Source organism: Lysobacter sp. TAB13, assembly GCF_052113885.1.
In the GTDB taxonomy this organism is placed as follows: domain Bacteria; phylum Pseudomonadota; class Gammaproteobacteria; order Xanthomonadales; family Xanthomonadaceae; genus Lysobacter; species Lysobacter gummosus.
Window position 1 is genome coordinate 33189 of the sequence record NZ_JBFRDR010000024.1, and the last position, 18025, is coordinate 51213.

Genomic DNA, 18025 nt, shown 5'->3' on the forward strand with positions numbered 1-18025 from the left:
GCGGTTATGTCCGCGAAGCGCGGGCGGCCATCGCTCACGGATTGATCCGGATCGGAATCCCGTTCGGCACCAGACTCCACACTTCTTCGATCTGCTCGTTGGTCAGCGCGATGCAGCCGTCGGTCCAGTCGCGCCGATAACCCGGCGGCGTGCCGCCGTGAATCATGATGTCGCCGCCGGGATCGACGCCGCGCAGGCGCGCGCGTTTGCGATCGGCTTCGTCCGGATACGACACCCGCAGCGACAGATGAAAGCGGCTGTTGGGATTGCGCCCGCTGATGCGGTAATCGCCTTCGGGCGTGCGTTCGTCGCCCTGCTGGCGCTTGGGCCCGCTCGGCGCGTCGCCGAGCAGGATCGGATAGCTGCGGATGACCACGCCGTTGCGCAGCAGTTGCATGCGCCGCTCGGACTTGTCCACGAGGATACGGTCGGCGCGCGCGGTTGCCGGCGCCATCACCGGCGGCGTGCGCGCCCACGCCGGCAGGCACGCCAGGGCGGCGGCGAACAAACACAGACGCATTGCCTTCATGCCGGCAGCCCGCGCTGCACGATGGACTCGAAATCCAGATCGGCCGGCAAGGTGCCGAAACCCAGCCCGTGCGCGCCGCCGAGGCGGCTGCGGCAGAACGCGTCCGCGCCGGGACTGTCGGCGACGAACAACAACGCCGACTGCAGCGCCAATGCCAGCCGTTCCACCCACCAGCGCATCTGCGCTTCCTGCGGCGGCGCCTGCCCGCGCAGGGCTGGCGCGAGTTCGTCGATGCGCGCATCCAGGGCATCGTGACGGCCGCGCGCGCGTTCGAGTTCGGCCAACAACGCGCGTCCGGCCTCGGGTTCGCGCGCGAGTGCGCGCAGCACGTCCAGGCACTGGATATTGCCGCTGCCTTCCCAGATCGAATTGAGCGGCGCCTGCCGGTACAGCCGCGGCAATATCGATTCCTCGACATAACCGGCGCCGCCCAGGCATTCCTGCGCTTCGTTGACGAAGGCCGGCGCGCGCTTGCAGATCCAGAATTTGCCGATCGCCGTGGCGATGCGCGCGAACGCGGCCTCGTGCGGATCGCGCCCGGCGCGGTCGATCGCGCCGGCGACGCGGATCGCCAGGGCGGTGGCGGCTTCGGATTCAATCGCCAGATCGGCGATCACGTTACGCATCAGCGCATGATCGAGCAGCGGCTTGCCGAAGCTGCGGCGATGGCGCGCGTGATGCAACGCCTGCGCCAGCGCCATGCGCATCTCGCCGGCCGAACCGAGCATGCAGTCCAGGCGGGTCAGCATGACCATCTCGATGATGGTCGCCACGCCCCGTCCTTCCTCGCCGATGCGCTGCGCCCAGGCGCCCTGGAATTCCACTTCCGACGACGCGTTGGACCAGTCGCCCAGCTTGTCCTTGAGCCGCATCAGCCGCAGCGCGTTCTTGCCGCCGTGCGGATGCCAGCGCGGCATCAGGAAGCAGCTCAGCCCGCCCGGCGCCTGCGCCAGCACCAGGAAGCCGTCCGACATCGGCGCGGAGAAAAACCACTTGTGCCCGACCAGTTCGTACTCGTCGCCGCCAGCTCCGCCGATCGGCGTGGCCACGGTTTCGTTCGCGCGCACGTCCGAGCCGCCCTGCTTCTCGGTCATGCCCATGCCGAGGGTGAGGCCGGCCTTGTCGCCGCTGCCGGTATCGCGGCCGTCGTAATGCGGCGCGGCGGCCTTGCGCATCCACTCGCCCAGCGCGGGCGCGTGGCGCAGCACCGGCACGGCGGCGTGGGTCATGGTCAGCGGACAACTGGTGCCGGGCTCGACTTGATGGTGCAGATAGCTCAGCGCGGCGCGGGCAACGTGCGAGCCCGGACGCGGGTCGTGCCAGGACAGGCCGGCGACGCCGTGCTCGATCGCCGCGCGCATGATCGCGTGGTAGTTGGGGTGGAATTCGACCAGGTCGATACGGTGGCCGTAGGCGTCATAACTGCGCAGGCGCGGCTTGTCGCGATGGGCGTCGAAGCTGAGCGCGTAGATGTCGCCGCCGGCCAGGACGCCGTAGGCGGCGAGCTGTGCGGCGAAATCGTCGCCGCCTTCGCGCCGCACCGCTTCGCGCAGCGCGGCGTCGTCGTTCCAAAGATCGCGCGGCGCGAACGGCGGCGGCTGGTTCTCGACCCGATGGGTGGCGAACGGGGGCAGCGTGTCCATCTACAGCTCTCCGTGCTGGGATGGCTGGATTCTAGTGGCAATGGATGAGGTGGGTGTGTGGTGGGCGGGTTTGGGGTTGTTGGATGTACGGGCAGCGGCATTGCGACCGAGACGTAGGCGGCAACGCTTCAGCGCACGCCCCATCCGTCATTCCCGCGAACGCGGGAATCCAGCGACTTTCGTGCCAGTCCCGTCAAAGTCACTGGATTCCCGCGTWCGCGGGAATGACGAAATGTAGGTGCGCGGCGAGAACTGGAAAAGTCCGGCAACCATCGGGTCACTCGGCAACGCGCGAATCCTCACCAACGCCGCCATGCCGCCATGCCGCCATGCCGCCATGCCGCCAAGCGTCACGCATCACGCCACTAGCGTTGCAACCGCGCCCCCACAAAAAAAGAAAGGCCCCGCCGAAGCGGGGCCTTGGAAACTGTCCGATACGATCGGGCCAGACATTGCCCCGAGGGGCAACGCGAATCAAACCACCGGAGCCACCTCGGACGCCTGCGCGCCCTTCGGACCCTGGGTCAGCTGATAGCTGACGCGCTGGCCTTCTTGCAGACTGCGGAAGCCTTTTGCGTTGATCGCGGAGAAGTGCACGAATACATCCGCGCTGCCATCTTCGGGAGAAATGAAACCGAAGCCCTTGGCGTCGTTGAACCACTTCACGGTGCCGTACTGCATATCCTTATTGACCTCATGCTGGATGCGTTGACGTGCGTCGTCGCCGGATGTGGCGCGAGACGCAGTGCGAGTATGCAAACTGTGCCGTTGGATGACAACGGTTCAGCGTGACGGCATCGGGCACGTGATTTGAAGAAATTTCCGGCCACGTTTCTTACGCAGATTCGCATTTATGCGACTGCTGTCACCTATGCGGCGTCGAGCAACGCGCCCAGCAACGCGGGCAGACCGGCCGATGCCACCGCGACGTTATCGAGCACATCCTGCAAGGTGATGACTTCATCCGGATCGGGACCGGCGCCCGCGGCCCAGTTGGCGACGATCGCCAGACAGGCGTAATCCAGGCCCATTTCGCGCGCCAAACCGGCTTCGGGCATGCCGGTCATGCCGACCAGATCGCAACCGTCGCGGCGCATGCGCGCGATTTCCGCGCGGGTTTCCAGACGCGGGCCCTGGGTCGCGCCGTAGCAACCGCCATCGACCAGCGCCACGCCGGCGCGCGCCGCCGCCGCGATCACCGCCGCGCGCAAGCTGCGCGTGTAGGGCTCGCCGAAATCCACGTGCAGCACTTCGGTGCCGGGCTCTTCGCACACCGTGGAGATGCGGCCCCAGGTGTAATCGATGAGCTGATCCGGACAACCGAGCGCGCGCGGGCCGAACCGTTCGGCAATCCCGCCCACCGTATTGAGCGCGAGCACGCGCTGCGCACCGAGCGCCTGCAACGCGGCGAGATTGGCGCGGTAGTTGATCTGATGCGGCGGCAAGGAATGGCCTTCGCCGTGACGCGCCAGAAACGCGACGCGCCGGCCGCCCAGCATGCCCACCCGCACCGGACCCGACGGAGCGCCGTAACGCGTCACCGGCTGATGGGTCTGCACGTCCTGCAGTTCGGCGATGCGGTACAGGCCGGTGCCGCCGATCACGGCGAGGTCGATTTGGGAAGTCATTGCGGAAGATCCAGTTGAAAGGTGAAGCACGCAATCAGGGAATACGGGAAATGAAAGGAACGCGGGAATCCGCGGAAAAAGACGACCGTGCGAGCCGGCAAAACGCTAACGCACCATCCATTCCCGATTCCCTGCCGTCCCGCTTGCCATTCCCGCTTCACTTCAAAGCATAGATCGCCGGCAAGTTGCGGCCCTGCTCATGGAAGTCCATGCCGTAACCGAATACGTAGCGATCGGGCACTTCCACGCCGACGTAATCGGCGTGCAGGCCATCGACGCAACGTCCGTGCGCCTTCACCGCCAGCGCGGCGATGCGCACCTCGGCGGCGCCCTGCTCGCGACACCATTCGCGGATGCCGTTCAAGGTATGGCCTTCATCGAGAATGTCGTCGGCCAGCAGCACGCGGCGACCGCGCAGCGGCGTCGCCGGGCGGTGCTTCCAGACCAGGTCGGCGCCGGTGGTCGCGCCGCGGTAGCGGGTGGCGTGCAGGTAATCGAATTCCAGGTCCAGCCCGCGCTCGCCCAGCTCCATCGCCAGTTGCGAGGCGAACGGCATGCCGCCGTGCATGATCGTCAGATAGACCGGACGGCTGCCGGCGTAGTCGTTGCGGATCGTCACCGCCATGCGCGCGATCTCCCGCTCCAGGGTGCGGCGATCGAAGATCAGGTCGGCATTTTCCAGGGCCGAAGCCAGGTCGTTAACGCTCATCAAGCCAGTCCTTCCAAACGGGTGCGGGTTTCGCTGTAACGGCTGTCGGCGATCAGGCCGTCCCAGCCCATCGCGCCGCGGCCGATCAGGCCGAGCAGCGCGGCGGTGTTGAGGCTGCGGCCTTCGACCGCGGCCAGAGACTCTTCTACCAATTGCGGATGACAGACCAGCACGACGTCGCAGCCGGCGTCCAGGTGCGCGTCGATGCGCGCCTTGACTCCGCCGACCGAGAACGCCGCGGCCATGCCGATGTCGTCGCTGAACACCACGCCGCGGAAACCCATCTGCGCGCGCAGGACCTCTTCGATCCAGTAGCGCGAGTAGCCGGCCGGTTCCGGCGCCACCGCCGGATAGGACACGTGCGCCATCATCACCGCGTCGGCGCGGGCGTCGATGCCGGCCACGAACGGAATCAGATCGGTGGCGCGCAGTTCTTCCAGCGTGCGCGGATCGGCGGCCTGATCGAAATGGGTATCGGCGAGTACCGAGCCGTGGCCGGGGAAATGCTTGAGCGTGGCGGCCATGCCGCGCGCGTGCATGCCGCGGACGTAGGCGCGGGTGAACTCGGCGACGATCTGCGGATCGGCGTCGAAGGCGCGGTTGCCGATGGCGAGGTTGCCGCGGCCCAGATCGACCACCGGCGCGAAGCTCAGGTCCACGCCGCTGGCCTGGACTTCACCGGCCATCAGCTGGGCGTGTTCTACCGCGAGCTTGAGCGCGGCCTGGGGATCGGAGGCGTAGAGCTTGCCGAACACCTGCAGCGGCGGCAGCGCGCTGTAGCCGTCGCGGAAGCGCTGCACGCGCCCGCCTTCCTGGTCCACGCAGATCAGCTGCGGCCGCGGCGCGGCGGCGCGGATCGCCGCCGACAGCTCGGCGACCTGGGCCTTGGAGGCGAAGTTGCGGCTGAACAGGATCACGCCGGCGCAGGCATCGTGCTGCAGCCAGTCGCGCTCCTGCGCGGTGAGTTCGGTACCGGCGACGCCGATCACGAGCATGCGGAACTCCTGAAGGAGAAAACAGCGCGGTCTGCGCTGCGCGTATTGTCGCGCAGATGCGGCGGCGGGGCATCCTGCCGGGGTGGCGGGCCCGGGGCAGGCTCCACGAGGCATTTTGTAGCAGGGGCTTCAGCCCCGATGCTCTTGGCTCAGATGTGGCGAATGGCCGTGACCTGAGCGAAAGGCATCGGGGCTGAAGCCCCTCCCACAACAGACCTCGTGAAGTCGTTGCTGAGGGCTTTGTGGGAGGGAGCTTTAGCCCCGACGCTCTTGCTTCAGAAGTGCCGGATGGCCCCGATCTGAGCGAAAAGCATCGGGGCTGAAGCCCCCGCAAAAGACCTCGCGGAGTCGCTGATACGCGGCTCAGGCCGCGCCGTCGCGCTCGGCCTGGGTCCACTGCGCATACGGCCGGGTCGCCAGCGCCAGGTTGTAGTAGCGCACCGAGTCGGTGACCTCGGCGCCGGCCCAGCCGGGCTTGGCGAATTCGGTGTCGGCGCTAGCCAGTTCGATCTCGGCCACGACCAGCCCGGCGTTGTCGCCGAGGAATTCATCGACTTCCCACAGATGCCCTTCGTACCGGACATAGTGGCGGCGCTTATCGACCATGCCGCCGACGCTGAGCGCGAGCAGGCCGCGCGCGTCCTCGACCGGGATCGGGTAATCGAATTCCTGCCGGGTGTGGCCCAGCTCGCGCGACTTCAGGTTGAGGAAGGCCTCATCGCCGGCGATACGCACGCGCACCGAGGCTTTCATCGCGCCGGTGTCCATCGCCGCCAGATCGTTGAGATATCCCTGCGCCATCGGCACGACCTTGTGCGCGGCTTCGCGCCAGGATTCGCCGATCACCAGGAATTTGCGTTCGATTTCGATGCCCACGGAAATTTTCCTGAAGAAACAACCAACAACCGGTTACCGCCAAGCGCTGCCTCAGCGCTCGAACATCGCGATCGATTCCACGTGCGCGGTATGCGGGAACATGTCCATCACCCCGGCCGCGCGCAGCTTCCAGCCCTTTTCGCGCACCAGGTAACCGGCGTCGCGCGCCAGCGAGGCCGGATGGCAGCTGACGTAGACGATGCGCTTGAACTGCTTGAGCGGCAGTTGCGTCAGCACGAAGTCGGCGCCCGAACGCGGCGGGTCCAGCAGCAGGCGGTCGAAGCCTTCGCGCATCCACGGCTCGCCGCTCAGATCCTTGCCCAGATCGGCGGCGTAGAACTTCGCGTTGGCCAGGCCGTTGTGCTCGGCGTTTTCGCGCGCACGCTTGACCAGACCGGCCTCGCCTTCCACGCCGACCACTTCGCGCACGCTGCGCGCCAGCGGCAAGGTGAAATTGCCCAGGCCGGCGAACAGATCCAGCACGCGATCCTCCGGCTGCGGCGCGAGCAGATCCAGGGCGTGCTGGATCATGTGGCCGTTGAGCCCGGCATTGACCTGGATGAAGTCCAGCGGACGGAATTTCAGCTCCAGATTCCACTGCGGCAGCGTGAACGACAGTTGCGGATCGGCCGGCCACAGCGGATGCACGCTCTCGATCCCGCCGGGCTGCAGGAACACCGCGAATTCGTGCTGGCGGGCGAAGGCGACGATGGCGTCGCGATCGTCCTGCGACAGCGGCGCCAGATGACGGAAGGTCAGCGCGATGCCGCTGTGCGAATTCTCGCCGGCGTCCTGGCGATCGCCGCCGATGAATTCCACCTGCGGAATCTCGCGCCGCGCCTGCAGGCCGTCGATGAGTTGCGCGAGCGCGGAAATCTTGTCGCCGATTTCTGGAATCACGGTTTCGCAGCGGCCGATGTCGGCGACGAAACGCGGATCGGTTTCGCGGAAACCGACCAGGGTCTTGTCCTTCTTCTCGACCCGGCGCACCGAGAACCGGCCCTTGCGGCGATAGCCCCAGGCCGAATCGGTCAGCGCCGGCAGCACGCGCTCGGGCATGACGTGGCCGATGCGTTCGAAGTTTTCCATCAGCACGCGCTGCTTGGCAACGATCTGCTGTTCTTCAGCCATGTGCTGCAAGGCGCAGCCGCCGCAGGTGCCGAAATGCACGCAGCGCGGTTGCACGCGATCGGCCGAGGCCTGCAGCACTTCCAGCGTCACCGCTTCGTCGAAGCTGCGCGAGCGCGCGGTCTGCTTGGCCATGACGCGCTCGCCCGGCAACGCGCCGGCGACGAAGATGGCTTTGCCGGCCTCGTTGGGCGCCTTGGGGTCCACGCGCCGGGCCACGCCGCGGCCGTCGTGAGTGAGGCCGGTGATGGCGACCTCGAAGGGGGTTTGATCGATGCGGGCCACAGCTGCTGGCAGGAATCAAAGGGGGCGCATTGTCGCAGATTGGAGCAGGGGAATAGGGAATGAGGGGAATGGGGAATGGATTGTTCGAGTGCGGGAAAGCAAAAGGCCCGCGCTGGGCGGGCCTTTTGCGCTGGAACCATTCCCTGGCCCCTCATTCCCGATTCCCGGCTTCCCAGCCTTACTTCTGCTTCCAGCCGCCACCGGCATCCTGATACCACCAGCCGCCCTTGGCGCTGTCGACCCACTGCCGGGCGAACACCTGGCGGATCTGCGCTTCCCATTCCGGGTGGCCGTTGGCGACGGCGATCTCGCGGTAGACCGCGGCCGAATCGCGGCCCTGGTCGGCCACCGCCTGGTTGACGCCGACCCGGTCCGACAGCGGGATCTTGGAGGCGTCGCGCACGCTGACCGTGCCGTTGCTGGCGAAGCCGAGCGCGCCGGAGTCGAAGTGCGCGCGCAACTGGCCGTCGAAACGCTGCGCCATGCGCGACTGGATCGCCTGGATCGCCGGGGTCTTGATCGAGATGTCGGGCGACTGCGCCTGCGCGCTGCCGATGCCGGCCAGCGACAGCCAGTCGATGCGGCTGGCCAGTTGCCCCCATTCCAGCGCCGGCACCTTCAGCGAGGCGCTGCCGCCGGGCTTGCCGCCGTCGGCGGGCTTGGTTTCCGGCGTGGCCGTGCCGGCCTGATCGCCGATCACCTTTTCCACGAACTCCTTGGCCGCTTCCTTGGCCTCGGCGGCCGGGAAGTAGACGTTGATCGTCACGCAAGCCGTCAACATCACGGCGGCGACCGGTACTCCCATCCAACGGCGCATGAGCGAATCCTTCTGGTTGTGCGCGTCCGGCGCGGTATCCCGCGGGTCCGGTCGCGGGTTGAGCGAATGGCGCCTATTGAACCACGGCGCCGTTGAACGACAAGGCTACGTCGGCGGCGGGCCGGCCGGTTACTGAACCACCGGCTTCACATCGCCCTTGCTGACCGCTTCCAGGCGTTCGAGCAGGGTCGGCCAATCGACGCGGCGGTTGTAGCCGACCACGTCCAGGTGCGGCACACCCGAGCCTTGGACGATGGTGAAACCGTTGTTCTTGGCCGCGCCCAGGCCGTCCATGTTGCACACCTCATCGGCCAGACGGCAGGAGATTCCCAGGCGGGCGTAACCGAAATCGTCGAAGAAACCGATCAGCTTGTCCTGCAGGCTGCCGACGAAGGACGAATCGCCGACGCTGGACAGGTCCTGCACGGCGCGCTGGCTGATGCGCTGGCGCACGCCGCGGGTCTTGCGCGTGTGCAGCTCGGCGTCGAACGCGGTGGGCTGCCAATCGACCAGGCGCAGTTGCTCGATCCGGCCGAACAGCCGTCCGGTGATGCTGCCGAAACCGAACACACCGGTCAGCGACTCCAGATCGATGTTCTCCAGCGCCAGATCCGAGCTCAGCGTCGGCGCGACCCCGAACGGGCGCTCCATCGCCAGCGACGACACCGCCACCGTGCCGCCGAACAACTGCATGGTCAGGCCGCCGTTGAGTTCGAGCCGGTCGTCGGCGTAATGGGCTTCGGGCAGGCGGCCGCTGAGCTCGCCGGTGAAGGCCGGCCAGTCCAGCGCCTTGGCCAGTTGGCCGACGTCCAGCCGCTCCAGATTCAGGCCGAAGCGCAGATCCAGGCCCTTGCCGCCGGAGGGCGGGCGCAGGCGCAGGCCGTCGAAGCCGGCGCGGCCGCCCAGCATCGGGAAATCGACCGCGCGTCGCAGGCGCAGTTCGCCGGCGCCGCTGGAAAACGGCAGCCGCACCGCGCCGAATCCGAGCCCGTACAAGGCGCCTTCGCGCCAACTCAGTTCGCTGTCGCGCGGCGCGTCGGCCGAGTAGGCGACGCTGCCGTCCAGGCCTTCGAAACGGAACCGGCCCTGGTCGTCTTTCAACGCCACCTTGTGCAGATTCGCCTCGGCCTGCTGCAGTTCGCCGCCGCTCATGCGCACGCGCGCCTGCATGGCGCCGGACAGCTCCAGCTTGGCCAGACCAGCCAGGCCGAGGAAGCCGGACAGATAGCCGTCGCGCAGCGGCGCGAGGTCGGCGCTGTCGAGGTTCAGTTCCAGCGCCGCCAGCGAGGCATCGGGCGTCAGCGCCGCGCTGCCATCGACCGCGAGGATGCCGCCGTCGCGCCACGACAATCGCGGCAGGCGCCAGCCCTCGCCCGGGTTCTGGCTCGCTTCGATATGCAGATCGACCGGGCGTTGCTGCAGCGATACGTAGGCGTTGCCGAACAGCATTTCGCCGCCGAGCAGACGGCCGTCGATGGCGATGCGATCGCTGCGGTCCAGCGAGGCGTCGATCCGCAATTGCGCGCCGAGTTTCTCCGCCGCGGTCAGGCCGTCGGGCGTGTCCAGGGCGCCGCCGCTCAGGCGCAGCGGGCCGGCGATGCTGAGCGGTTTATGTTCGGGCGCGGCGATATCGAGATGGCCGTCGAGGGTGCCGGCCTTGAGCCGCGCTTCCGGCCAGGCCTGCGCGACCAGCGCCTGCGCCCAGGCCAGCGGCACCCGCGCCAGTTCGATCCGGGTCAGGTCCGGCGAGGCCGCGGCGCGATGCAGCGACAAGGCGCCGCCGCCCTGGCTCAGGCGCGCATCGGTGCTGGCCACGCCCAGGTCCAGCGCCAGCCGCAGCGGCTTGCCGGCGCCGCCGCGCAGCTCGCCCTCGCAGCGCCAGCCGCCGCGGCCGTCGCGCTTCAGAGGGCAACGCCAGACCACGTCGCGGAAGCGGTAGCCCAGGTCCGGCGCCTGGATTCGCGCGGCGCGCAATTCCAGTGCCCCCTCGGTGGCCTGCGCCGGCCAGGAAAGACGCACTTGCACCTGTTCCAAAGTTGCAACAGCGGTCGCGACCCGCGCCATCCTGGCGTTCAGCGTGCGCGCCTCAGCATCGGTCGTCGCCGCCCATAAAGCGGGCAGCGACAAACCCATCAGGAGGCGTAACATGGTCCGCAGCATGGATGCAGGATAGCGGGCGGAAGCGAACCGGCAATGAAGAATCCCCAAGTCCCACGCGTATTGCTGGTCGAGGACGATCCGACCAGCCGCGCTTTTCTGACCGCCGCCGTGGAAGCGGTGCCCGCCTACGTCGACGGCGCCGACAGCCTCGCCTCGGCGATGGCGCTGAGCGCATCCCAGGATTACCAGCTGTGGCTGTTCGATGCGCACCTGCCCGACGGCAGCGGCATCGATCTGCTCGAACGTCTGCGCCGCCACCATCCGCGCACGCCGGCGTTGGCGCATACCGCCACCGGCGAGAGCGAAGTGCGCGATCGCCTGATCGCCTCGGGCTTCTCCGAAGTCCTGGTCAAGCCGCTGCCGGCGGCGGCGATCCGCTGCGCGATCCGGCGCCTGCTCGGCTTGCCGGAACACGATCAACCCGCCGCGCCCGCCTTCGCCGCCGGCCAGTCCGCGGTCTGGGACGACGACGGCGCCGCGCGCGCGCTCAACGGCAACCGCGCCCACATCGCCACCTTGCGCGGCTTGTTCACGCAGGAACTGCCGAACGCGCGCCGCTCGATTCTGGCGGCCTCGCAGTTGGGCAATCTCGAAGCCATGCGCGGGGAATTGCACAAGCTGCGCGCCAGCTGCGGTTTCGTCGGCGCCGCGCGCCTGGGCGAGGCGGTGCAGGCGCTGCAGGCCCAGCCCGATTCGCGGGCGCTGCTGAATCAGTTCGACCTGGCTGCGCAGGACACGATCGAGCAAGCGGGCTGAGCGGCGCGCCAATTGCTTTGCTTTGTAGGAGGGAGCTTCAGCCCCGATGCTTTTCGGTCAGGTCACTGTGATCGGATCGAAAAGCAATCGGGGCTAAAGCTCCCTCCTACAGTCTCAGCCGCATCACTCGGCGATCGGGCCCGGTTCGCGCTTGACCGATACCCGCGACAACTCGGCCAGCATCTCCCACGACTTCAATCCGCGCGGCCCCAGGTGGTGCACAAGCACTCTGCGCAAGACACGATCAAGCAAGCGACCTGAGCAGCGCGCGTCAGCGCTTTGTGGGAGGGAGCTTTAGCCCCGATGCTTTTCGGTCAGGGCATGGCGATCAGATCGAAAAGCATCGGGGCTGAAGCTCCCTCCTACAGTCTCAGCCGCATCACTCGGCGATCGGGCCCGGTTCGCGCTTGACCGATACCCGCGACAACTCGGCCAGCATCTCCCACGACTTCAATCCGCGCGGCCCCAGGTGGTGCACCAGCACGCTGCGCATGACGTGGCGCAGGCCGGGCAGATCCGAGGCCTGCGGCACCACGTCGTCGGCCAGCGCGAGCAAGGCGCGGCCGGTCGCGGCGGCGTTGCGTTCGCCGTGTCCGCGATCGCTGAGCAGGCGCCGCGGCCCCTGCTCGGCGTCGAGGCGGTAACGCGCGGCCGGATCGATGGCGACGCCGTCGGCGTCCACGCGCCAATCGAAACCCGAACCCAAGGCTTCGAGCAGATCGCGCTCGAACCGGCGCAAGGTCCAGGCCAGATTGTCGCCGTCCAGCTCGGCGCGGGTGCGGCCGTAGAGGTCGAACAGCTCCGGGAACGGATCGCCGCGCGGCACCAGCCGCAGCAGCAGTTCGTTGATGTAGAACCCGGCCAGCGCGGCTTCGCCGTGCAGGCGCGGCGCCGCGTCCACGGCCTCGGCCGCGATCAGGCGCGCAAGTTCGCCGCGCAGCAACGCGTCCACGCGGATGTACTGGAACGGTTGCAGCGCCGCGCGCAGCACCTGCCGCTTGGGCCCTTGCACGCCGCGCGCGATCAGGCCGATGCGGCCGTGCTGTTCGCTGAGCGCCTCGACCAGCAGGCTGGTCTCGCGCCAAGGGCGCGTGTGCAGGACATAGGCGGGTTCGGCGGACAGGCGCATGGGTCAGGAGCGGGGAATGGGGGACAGGGATTGGGGAATGGATGCAACGATGAGCGATGGCGATGGCGAAGCGACATCCGGCTCAAGCGGCCGTAACCCAACACGACCGCTCCCTCCGTTCCCCATTCCCTACTCCCTCGTTCCCAGCCTTATTCGTACCCCAACTGCCGCAACGCCGCCTCGTCGTCCGACCAGCCCTCGCGCACGCGCACCCAGGTTTCCAGGAACACTTTCGCGCCGAACAGATGCTCCATCTGCACGCGGGCCTTGGCGCCGATCTCGCGCAGGCGCGTGCCGCCCTTGCCGATCACGATCGCCTTCTGGCCGTCGCGCTCGACCCAGATCACCGCGCCGATGCGCAGCAGCGCGCCATCGACTTCGAAACGCTCGATCTCGACCGTGGTCGCATACGGCAGTTCTTCGCCGAGCTGGCGCATGACTTGCTCGCGCACCATCTCGCCGGCGAGGAAACGCTGGCTCTTGTCGGTGATCTCGTCCTCGCCGTACAGCGCTTCCTGCTCGGGCAGCAGCGCCATCACGGTCTTGACCAGCGCTTCCAGGCCGCTGCGCTTGAGCGCGGAGATCGGGTGCACGCCGGCGAATTCGCGGCCTTCGCTGACCTGGGCCAGATACGGCAACAGCGCGGTCTTGTCCGCAATGCGATCGACCTGATTGACCACCAGCACCACCGGCAGGCCGGCGCCGCGCAGCGCGTCGAACGCCAGGCTGTCTTCGTCTTCCCACTTGCCCGCGCGCACGACCAGCAAAGCCGCATCGACGCCTTCCAGCGAACCGCGCGCGGCGCGATTCATCATCCGGTTCATCGCGCGCTTCTGTTCGCGGTGGATGCCGGGCGTGTCCACCAGCAGCAACTGGCCCTCGGGAAAGGTGGCGATGCCGAGCAGGCGGTGGCGGGTGGTCTGCGGACGCGGCGAGACGATGCTGATCTTGGCCCCGACCAGAGCGTTGACCAGGGTGGATTTGCCGACGTTGGGACGGCCGATGACGGCGACGTGGCCGGCGCGATAAGGAGTGGGGTTCATTGGCGAATTGTCCGCGTGCGGCGCGGCCAGGGCAAACGCGGGCAGCGGGCGCGTTCACGAATGGCGGCTGGAAAGGAGGAAATCGGCGCTGGCGGCGGCCGCGGGGGCTGCCGGCGAGGCCGGTGGGGTGAGGCTGGACGGTCGGGGATGGGACGTAATGCGCGGCGCGCGACGTTCGCCGGCTTCAGCCGACAGGCTCCGCATGCCCGCCGGCTGCGCTGATACCGGGCAGGCCCGTGCGGCTCAGTCGTCGGCCTTGAGCAGGCGCAAGGCCTCTTCCGCCGCCAGTTGTTCGGCGGCGCGGCGCGAGCCGGCCTCGCCCTCGGAGGTGAGCGGCGGCTGGCTCAGGGTGCAGCTGACGCGGAAGCTCTTGGCGTGGTCTTCGCCGCTTTCCGACAACAGGGCGTAGACCGGCAGCGGTTTCTGCCGCCCCTGCAGCCATTCCTGCAGGCGGGTCTTGGCGTCCTTGCCGACCTTGTGCGCCGGCGGCAACGCGTCCATCGCCTGCACGAACCAGGGCAGTACCCGTTCGCGGCAGGTTTCGAAGCCGGCATCGAGGTAGATCGCCGCGACCACCGCTTCCAGAGCGTCGGCCAGGATCGAATCGCGGCGATGGCCACCGGACTTCATTTCGCCGGGGCCGAGCGTAAGCCGGCCGCCGAGTTCCAGCGCGCGGGCGATCGGCGCCAGCGCCGACTCGCGCACCAGTTCGGCGCGGGCGCGGGTCAGCGCGCCCTCATCGGCCTGCGGCCAACGCTGGTACAGCGCCTCGGCCATGAACAGATTCACCAGCGCATCGCCCAGAAATTCCAGGCGTTCGTTATGCGGCGCCCCGGCGCTGCGGTGAGTCAACGCCTGCTGCAGCAATGCCGGGTTGGCGAAGCCGTGGCCGAGGCGATCAATCACCTTCTTTCGAAGTCAGTTGCTGGACCGCGTTGAAATGTCCGACCACGTCGAGGTTGGCGATCAACGGACGGCGCACTTCGTAGTCGACGGTGATCTGCATGCCTCGGTCGTTGCGCAGGATCTTAAAGTTTTCCTGCTTCACGCTATCGACATAGCTCATGTCCATGCGGCGGAAAAACAGGTCGCGCGCCTTGGCGGCGTCCATGTGACCCGCGCCCGGCTCCTTGGCCAGGTCGGCCAGCGAACGCTTGACCGAATAGAACTCGGTGTACATCGGCACCAGCTTCATACCGACATAGACGAACACCCCGGCCAGGCCCAGCACGATGATGAACCCGATCAGGGTGATGCCGCTCTGATTACGCTTCATACCTTCAATCCCCATTTGATCCCATTGCCGATCACGTTCGCCGATCCAGGGCGGCCCCGCTCCTGACGACCGCGCGACGGCGGGCGCGGTTACGGAATGCTATTACCGATCCGGGAAAAATCCACGCCCCCGTCGAAATTCATCCAGATCAGGAAAGCCCGGCCGCGCAGATTCTGCTCCGGCAGGTAGCCCCAGTATCGGCTGTCCTCGCTGTTGTCGCGATTGTCGCCCATCACAAAATACTCGCCTTCCGGGACGACCCAGTCGCCCTCGCCCTGGTCGAGCAACGGCGATTCGGTGCGCAGCAGGATCCGGTGCACATGTTTGCCGATCTGTTCGCGCAATTCTTGCGCACCGGTCATTTCCGTACCGTTGCCGCGACCCTGATAAGTGCCGATAGGCGCATAAATGATCGGCTCGCCGTTAACCGTCAGGCGGCCGTCGCGATAGCTGACCTTGTCGCCCGGCAGGCCGATGATGCGCTTGATCCAGTCCTGCTCGGGATGGTGCGGCGGACGGAACACGACCACGTCGCCGCGCTCGGGCTCGCCCATCGCGAGAATCTTCTGATTGGTGATCGGCAGGCGCAGGCCGTAGGTGAACTTGTTGACCAGGATGAAGTCGCCGGTCAGCAGGGTCGGCATCATCGAGTTCGACGGAATGCGGAACGGCTCGGCGATGAAGCTGCGCAGGATCAGCACCACGAACAGCACCGGGAAAAAGGCTTTGGAGTAGTCGACGACGACCGGCTCCTTGCCGTCGTCGAGCAGGCCTTCGCGCGCGGCGCGGCGCTTGGCCAGCACCGCCTTGTCGAGCAACCAGACCAGGCCGGTGAACAAAGTCAGCGACACCAGAGCGATTTCGAACCAACGCATGCTTAATCCTTTGGGCGGGAATGGCCGGGAATCGGGAATCGGGAATCGGGAATCGGCCAAAGCCGTCACCCCCATCCTCGAACCTGTCTTACCCGCCTCCCGCGCTAGTTGATGGAGACGAAAACTTCAGAAAAACCGGATGCCGGCCGACTTGTCGACGATTCCCGATTCCCCTTTCCCTATTCCCGTCCGCTTTACTTATTGTCGGTGGACAGCACCGCGAGGAAGGCTTCCTGCGGAATCTCGACCCGGCCGACCTGCTTCATCCGCTTCTTGCCCTCTTTCTGCTTCTCGAGGAGCTTCTTCTTGCGGCTGATGTCGCCACCATAACATTTGGCCAAAACGTTCTTGCGCATCGCCTTGACCGTGCTGCGGGCGATGATCTGCGAGCCGACCGCGGCCTGGATGGCGACGTCGAACATCTGCCGCGGGATCAGGTCCTTCATCTTCTCGCACAGGTCGCGGCCGCGCCGGTCGGCGTGGCTGCGGTGGACGATGATCGACAGCGCATCGACCTTGTCGCCGTTGATCAGCGTGTCCACGCGCACGAACGGACCTTCCTGGAAACGCAGGAAGTGATAGTCCAGCGAGGCGTAGCCGCGCGAGACCGACTTGAGCTTGTCGAAGAAGTCCAGCACCACCTCGGCCATCGGCAGCTCATAGCTGATCTGCACCTGGCTGGCCATGTAGGTGATGCCGATCTGCACGCCGCGCTTTTCCTCGCACAACTTGATCACGCTGCCGATGTAGTCGGGCGGCGTGAGGATGTTGGCGCGGATCACCGGCTCGCGGATTTCCTGCACCATGTTGACCGGCGGCAGCTTGGCCGGGTTGTCCATGGGGATGATCGTGCCGTCGGTCTTGAGGACTTCGTAGATCACCGTCGGCGCGGTGGAAATCAGGTTGAGGTCGTACTCGCGCTCCAGGCGTTCCTGCACGATCTCCATGTGCAGCATGCCCAGGAAGCCGCAGCGGAAACCGAAGCCCATGGCCTCGGAGCTTTCCGGCTCGAAGCGCAGCGCGGCGTCGTTGAGGCGCAGTTTTTCCAGAGCCTCGCGCAGCGCCGGATAGTCCTCGGCGTCCACCGGGAACAGGCCGGCGAACACGCGCGGCTGCATTTCCTGGAAGCCCGGCAGCGGCTTGGCGGCCGGATCGCTGGCCAGGGTCAGGGTGTCGCCGACCGGCGCGCCGTGCACGTCCTTGATCGAGGCGTTGATCCAGCCCACCTCGCCCGCGCCGAGCTTGGCCAGGTCCTTGCGCTTGGGCGTGAACACGCCGACCTTGTCCACCAGATGGGTGCGGCCGGTGGACATGACCAGGATCTTCGTGCCCGGGGTGATTTCGCCCTGCATGACCCGCACCAGCGAGACCACGCCCAGGTAGTTATCGAACCACGAGTCGATGATCAGCGCCTGCAGCTTGTCGGTGTCGCGCGGCTTGGGCGGCGGAATGCGCTGGACGATGGCTTCGAGCACCAGATCGACGTTGAGGCCGGTCTTGGCGCTGATCGCGACCGCGTCCTCGGCGTCGATGCCGATGACCGCTTCGATCTCGGCCTTGGCGCGCTCGATGTCGGCGGTGGGCAGGTCGATCTTGTTGAGCACCGGCACCACTTCCAGGCCCTGCTCGACCGCGGTGTAGCAGTTGGCGACCGACTGCGCTTCCACGCCCTGGGCCGCGTCCACCACCAGCAGCGCGCCTTCGCAGGCGGCCAGCGAGCGGCTGACCTCGTAGCTGAAATCGACGTGGCCGGGGGTGTCGATGAAGTTGAGTTGATAGGTCTTGCCGTCCTTCGCCTTGTACGGCAGCGAGACGGACTGGGCCTTGATGGTGATGCCGCGTTCGCGCTCGATCGGGTTCGAGTCGAGCACCTGCGCTTCCATCTCGCGCGCTTCGAGACCTCCGCACAGCTGGATGATGCGATCGGCGAGCGTCGATTTGCCGTGATCGACGTGGGCGATGATGGAGAAGTTTCTGATCAGTTGCATGCAGGGCGACGTAAGACTCGCCGACTCCAAAGAGTGAACGGACAGGAAAATTAACGGGAGATTATCGCACAGCCCCCGCCGCAGCCGGCGGTTCTTCGCGCCGGCGAGGCGGCGCCGGTCGGAAATCCGCCGGGCCGGGTTCACACACCGCGACACCGGCCGGGCTCGGCAGAACCCGGCGGCGGATG

Annotated in this window: 18 protein-coding genes and 1 pseudogene; 3 read left to right on the plus strand and 16 right to left on the minus strand. The window is 67.1% G+C overall.

All coding sequences use genetic code 11. The features are described 5' to 3' along the window. Window positions 1-34: 34 nt before the first annotated feature. The 10 genes from AB4Y92_RS21475 to AB4Y92_RS21520 all read right to left on the minus strand — a co-directional run bounded on the left by AB4Y92_RS21475 (window position 35) and on the right by AB4Y92_RS21520 (window position 10758). Entirely contained in the window at window positions 35-529 is a 495-nt protein-coding gene (locus tag AB4Y92_RS21475; RefSeq protein ID WP_441821513.1) for a L,D-transpeptidase family protein, read from the minus strand. Continuing rightward, window positions 526-2172, minus strand: a complete 1647-nt coding sequence (locus AB4Y92_RS21480) for an acyl-CoA dehydrogenase family protein (RefSeq protein ID WP_441821514.1) — start codon at window positions 2170-2172, stop codon at window positions 526-528. Before AB4Y92_RS21480 ends, AB4Y92_RS21475 begins: the two co-directional genes overlap by 4 nt. Window positions 2173-2646: 474 nt before the next feature. Then, window positions 2647-2853: a cold-shock protein gene (locus AB4Y92_RS21485; RefSeq protein ID WP_031373678.1), complete on the minus strand. Its 207-nt coding sequence runs from the start codon at window positions 2851-2853 to the stop codon at window positions 2647-2649. Between the two features lie 188 nt (window positions 2854-3041). Beyond that, window positions 3042-3800 carry an S-methyl-5'-thioinosine phosphorylase gene (locus AB4Y92_RS21490; RefSeq protein WP_441821515.1) on the minus strand — a complete coding sequence of 253 codons (759 nt, stop codon included), beginning with the start codon at window positions 3798-3800 and terminating at the stop codon, window positions 3042-3044. A gap of 157 nt (window positions 3801-3957) precedes the next feature. After that, entirely contained in the window at window positions 3958-4509 is a 552-nt protein-coding gene (locus tag AB4Y92_RS21495) for a hypoxanthine-guanine phosphoribosyltransferase (RefSeq protein ID WP_441821516.1), read from the minus strand. Further along, the gene (gene nagZ, locus AB4Y92_RS21500) at window positions 4509-5504 is read right to left on the minus strand and encodes a beta-N-acetylhexosaminidase (RefSeq protein ID WP_441821517.1); all 996 of its coding nucleotides are present in this window, start codon (window positions 5502-5504) and stop codon (window positions 4509-4511) included. The genes AB4Y92_RS21495 and nagZ overlap by 1 nt, the downstream gene beginning before the upstream one ends. 363 nt (window positions 5505-5867) lie before the next feature. Continuing rightward, window positions 5868-6380, minus strand: coding sequence for a CYTH domain-containing protein (locus AB4Y92_RS21505; RefSeq protein ID WP_441821518.1), 513 nt, complete (start codon window positions 6378-6380; stop codon window positions 5868-5870). 51 nt (window positions 6381-6431) lie between these two features. Continuing rightward, window positions 6432-7805 carry a 23S rRNA (uracil(1939)-C(5))-methyltransferase RlmD gene (gene rlmD / locus AB4Y92_RS21510; RefSeq protein WP_441821546.1) on the minus strand — a complete coding sequence of 458 codons (1374 nt, stop codon included), beginning with the start codon at window positions 7803-7805 and terminating at the stop codon, window positions 6432-6434. 166 nt (window positions 7806-7971) lie between these two features. Further along, window positions 7972-8610: a DUF1318 domain-containing protein gene (locus tag AB4Y92_RS21515; RefSeq protein ID WP_441821519.1), complete on the minus strand. Its 639-nt coding sequence runs from the start codon at window positions 8608-8610 to the stop codon at window positions 7972-7974. A 129-nt stretch (window positions 8611-8739) separates the two neighbouring features. After that, a complete protein-coding gene (locus tag AB4Y92_RS21520; protein ID WP_441821520.1) occupies window positions 8740-10758 on the minus strand; it encodes a hypothetical protein in 2019 nt (672 codons plus the stop codon). A gap of 45 nt (window positions 10759-10803) precedes the next feature. Here AB4Y92_RS21520 and AB4Y92_RS21525 point away from each other — a divergent pair, with 45 nt between their 5' ends. From AB4Y92_RS21525 to AB4Y92_RS21535, 3 genes and pseudogenes are all read left to right on the plus strand, one after another. Beyond that, on the plus strand, window positions 10804-11526 hold the full coding sequence (locus AB4Y92_RS21525) for an Hpt domain-containing response regulator (RefSeq protein ID WP_441821521.1): 723 nt from the start codon (window positions 10804-10806) through the stop codon (window positions 11524-11526). Between the two features lie 28 nt (window positions 11527-11554). Beyond that, window positions 11555-11623: pseudogene (locus AB4Y92_RS21530) on the plus strand (DUF6053 domain-containing protein); the annotation flags it as partial. Window positions 11624-11805: 182 nt separating this feature from the next. After that, window positions 11806-11937, plus strand: a complete 132-nt coding sequence (locus AB4Y92_RS21535) for a DUF6053 domain-containing protein (protein WP_441821522.1) — start codon at window positions 11806-11808, stop codon at window positions 11935-11937. Here the strand turns inward: AB4Y92_RS21535 and recO are convergent. The 6 genes from recO to lepA all read right to left on the minus strand — a co-directional run bounded on the left by recO (window position 11906) and on the right by lepA (window position 17837). Beyond that, on the minus strand, window positions 11906-12655 hold the full coding sequence (gene recO / locus AB4Y92_RS21540) for a DNA repair protein RecO (protein WP_441821523.1): 750 nt from the start codon (window positions 12653-12655) through the stop codon (window positions 11906-11908). The genes AB4Y92_RS21535 and recO overlap by 32 nt on opposite strands. A 149-nt stretch (window positions 12656-12804) precedes the next feature. Next, window positions 12805-13698, minus strand: coding sequence for a GTPase Era (era, locus tag AB4Y92_RS21545; protein ID WP_057942368.1), 894 nt, complete (start codon window positions 13696-13698; stop codon window positions 12805-12807). A 243-nt stretch (window positions 13699-13941) separates the two neighbouring features. After that, entirely contained in the window at window positions 13942-14604 is a 663-nt protein-coding gene (rnc, locus tag AB4Y92_RS21550) for a ribonuclease III (RefSeq protein ID WP_057942367.1), read from the minus strand. Further along, window positions 14597-14974, minus strand: coding sequence for a DUF4845 domain-containing protein (locus tag AB4Y92_RS21555; protein WP_441821524.1), 378 nt, complete (start codon window positions 14972-14974; stop codon window positions 14597-14599). Before AB4Y92_RS21555 ends, rnc begins: the two co-directional genes overlap by 8 nt. 89 nt (window positions 14975-15063) lie before the next feature. Beyond that, window positions 15064-15849 (minus strand): signal peptidase I, encoded by a 786-nt coding sequence (gene lepB / locus AB4Y92_RS21560; protein ID WP_441821525.1) that lies wholly within the window; start codon window positions 15847-15849, stop codon window positions 15064-15066. A 194-nt stretch (window positions 15850-16043) separates the two neighbouring features. Further along, window positions 16044-17837 (minus strand): translation elongation factor 4, encoded by a 1794-nt coding sequence (gene lepA / locus AB4Y92_RS21565; protein WP_235110141.1) that lies wholly within the window; start codon window positions 17835-17837, stop codon window positions 16044-16046. Between the last annotated feature and the right edge of the window lie 188 nt (window positions 17838-18025).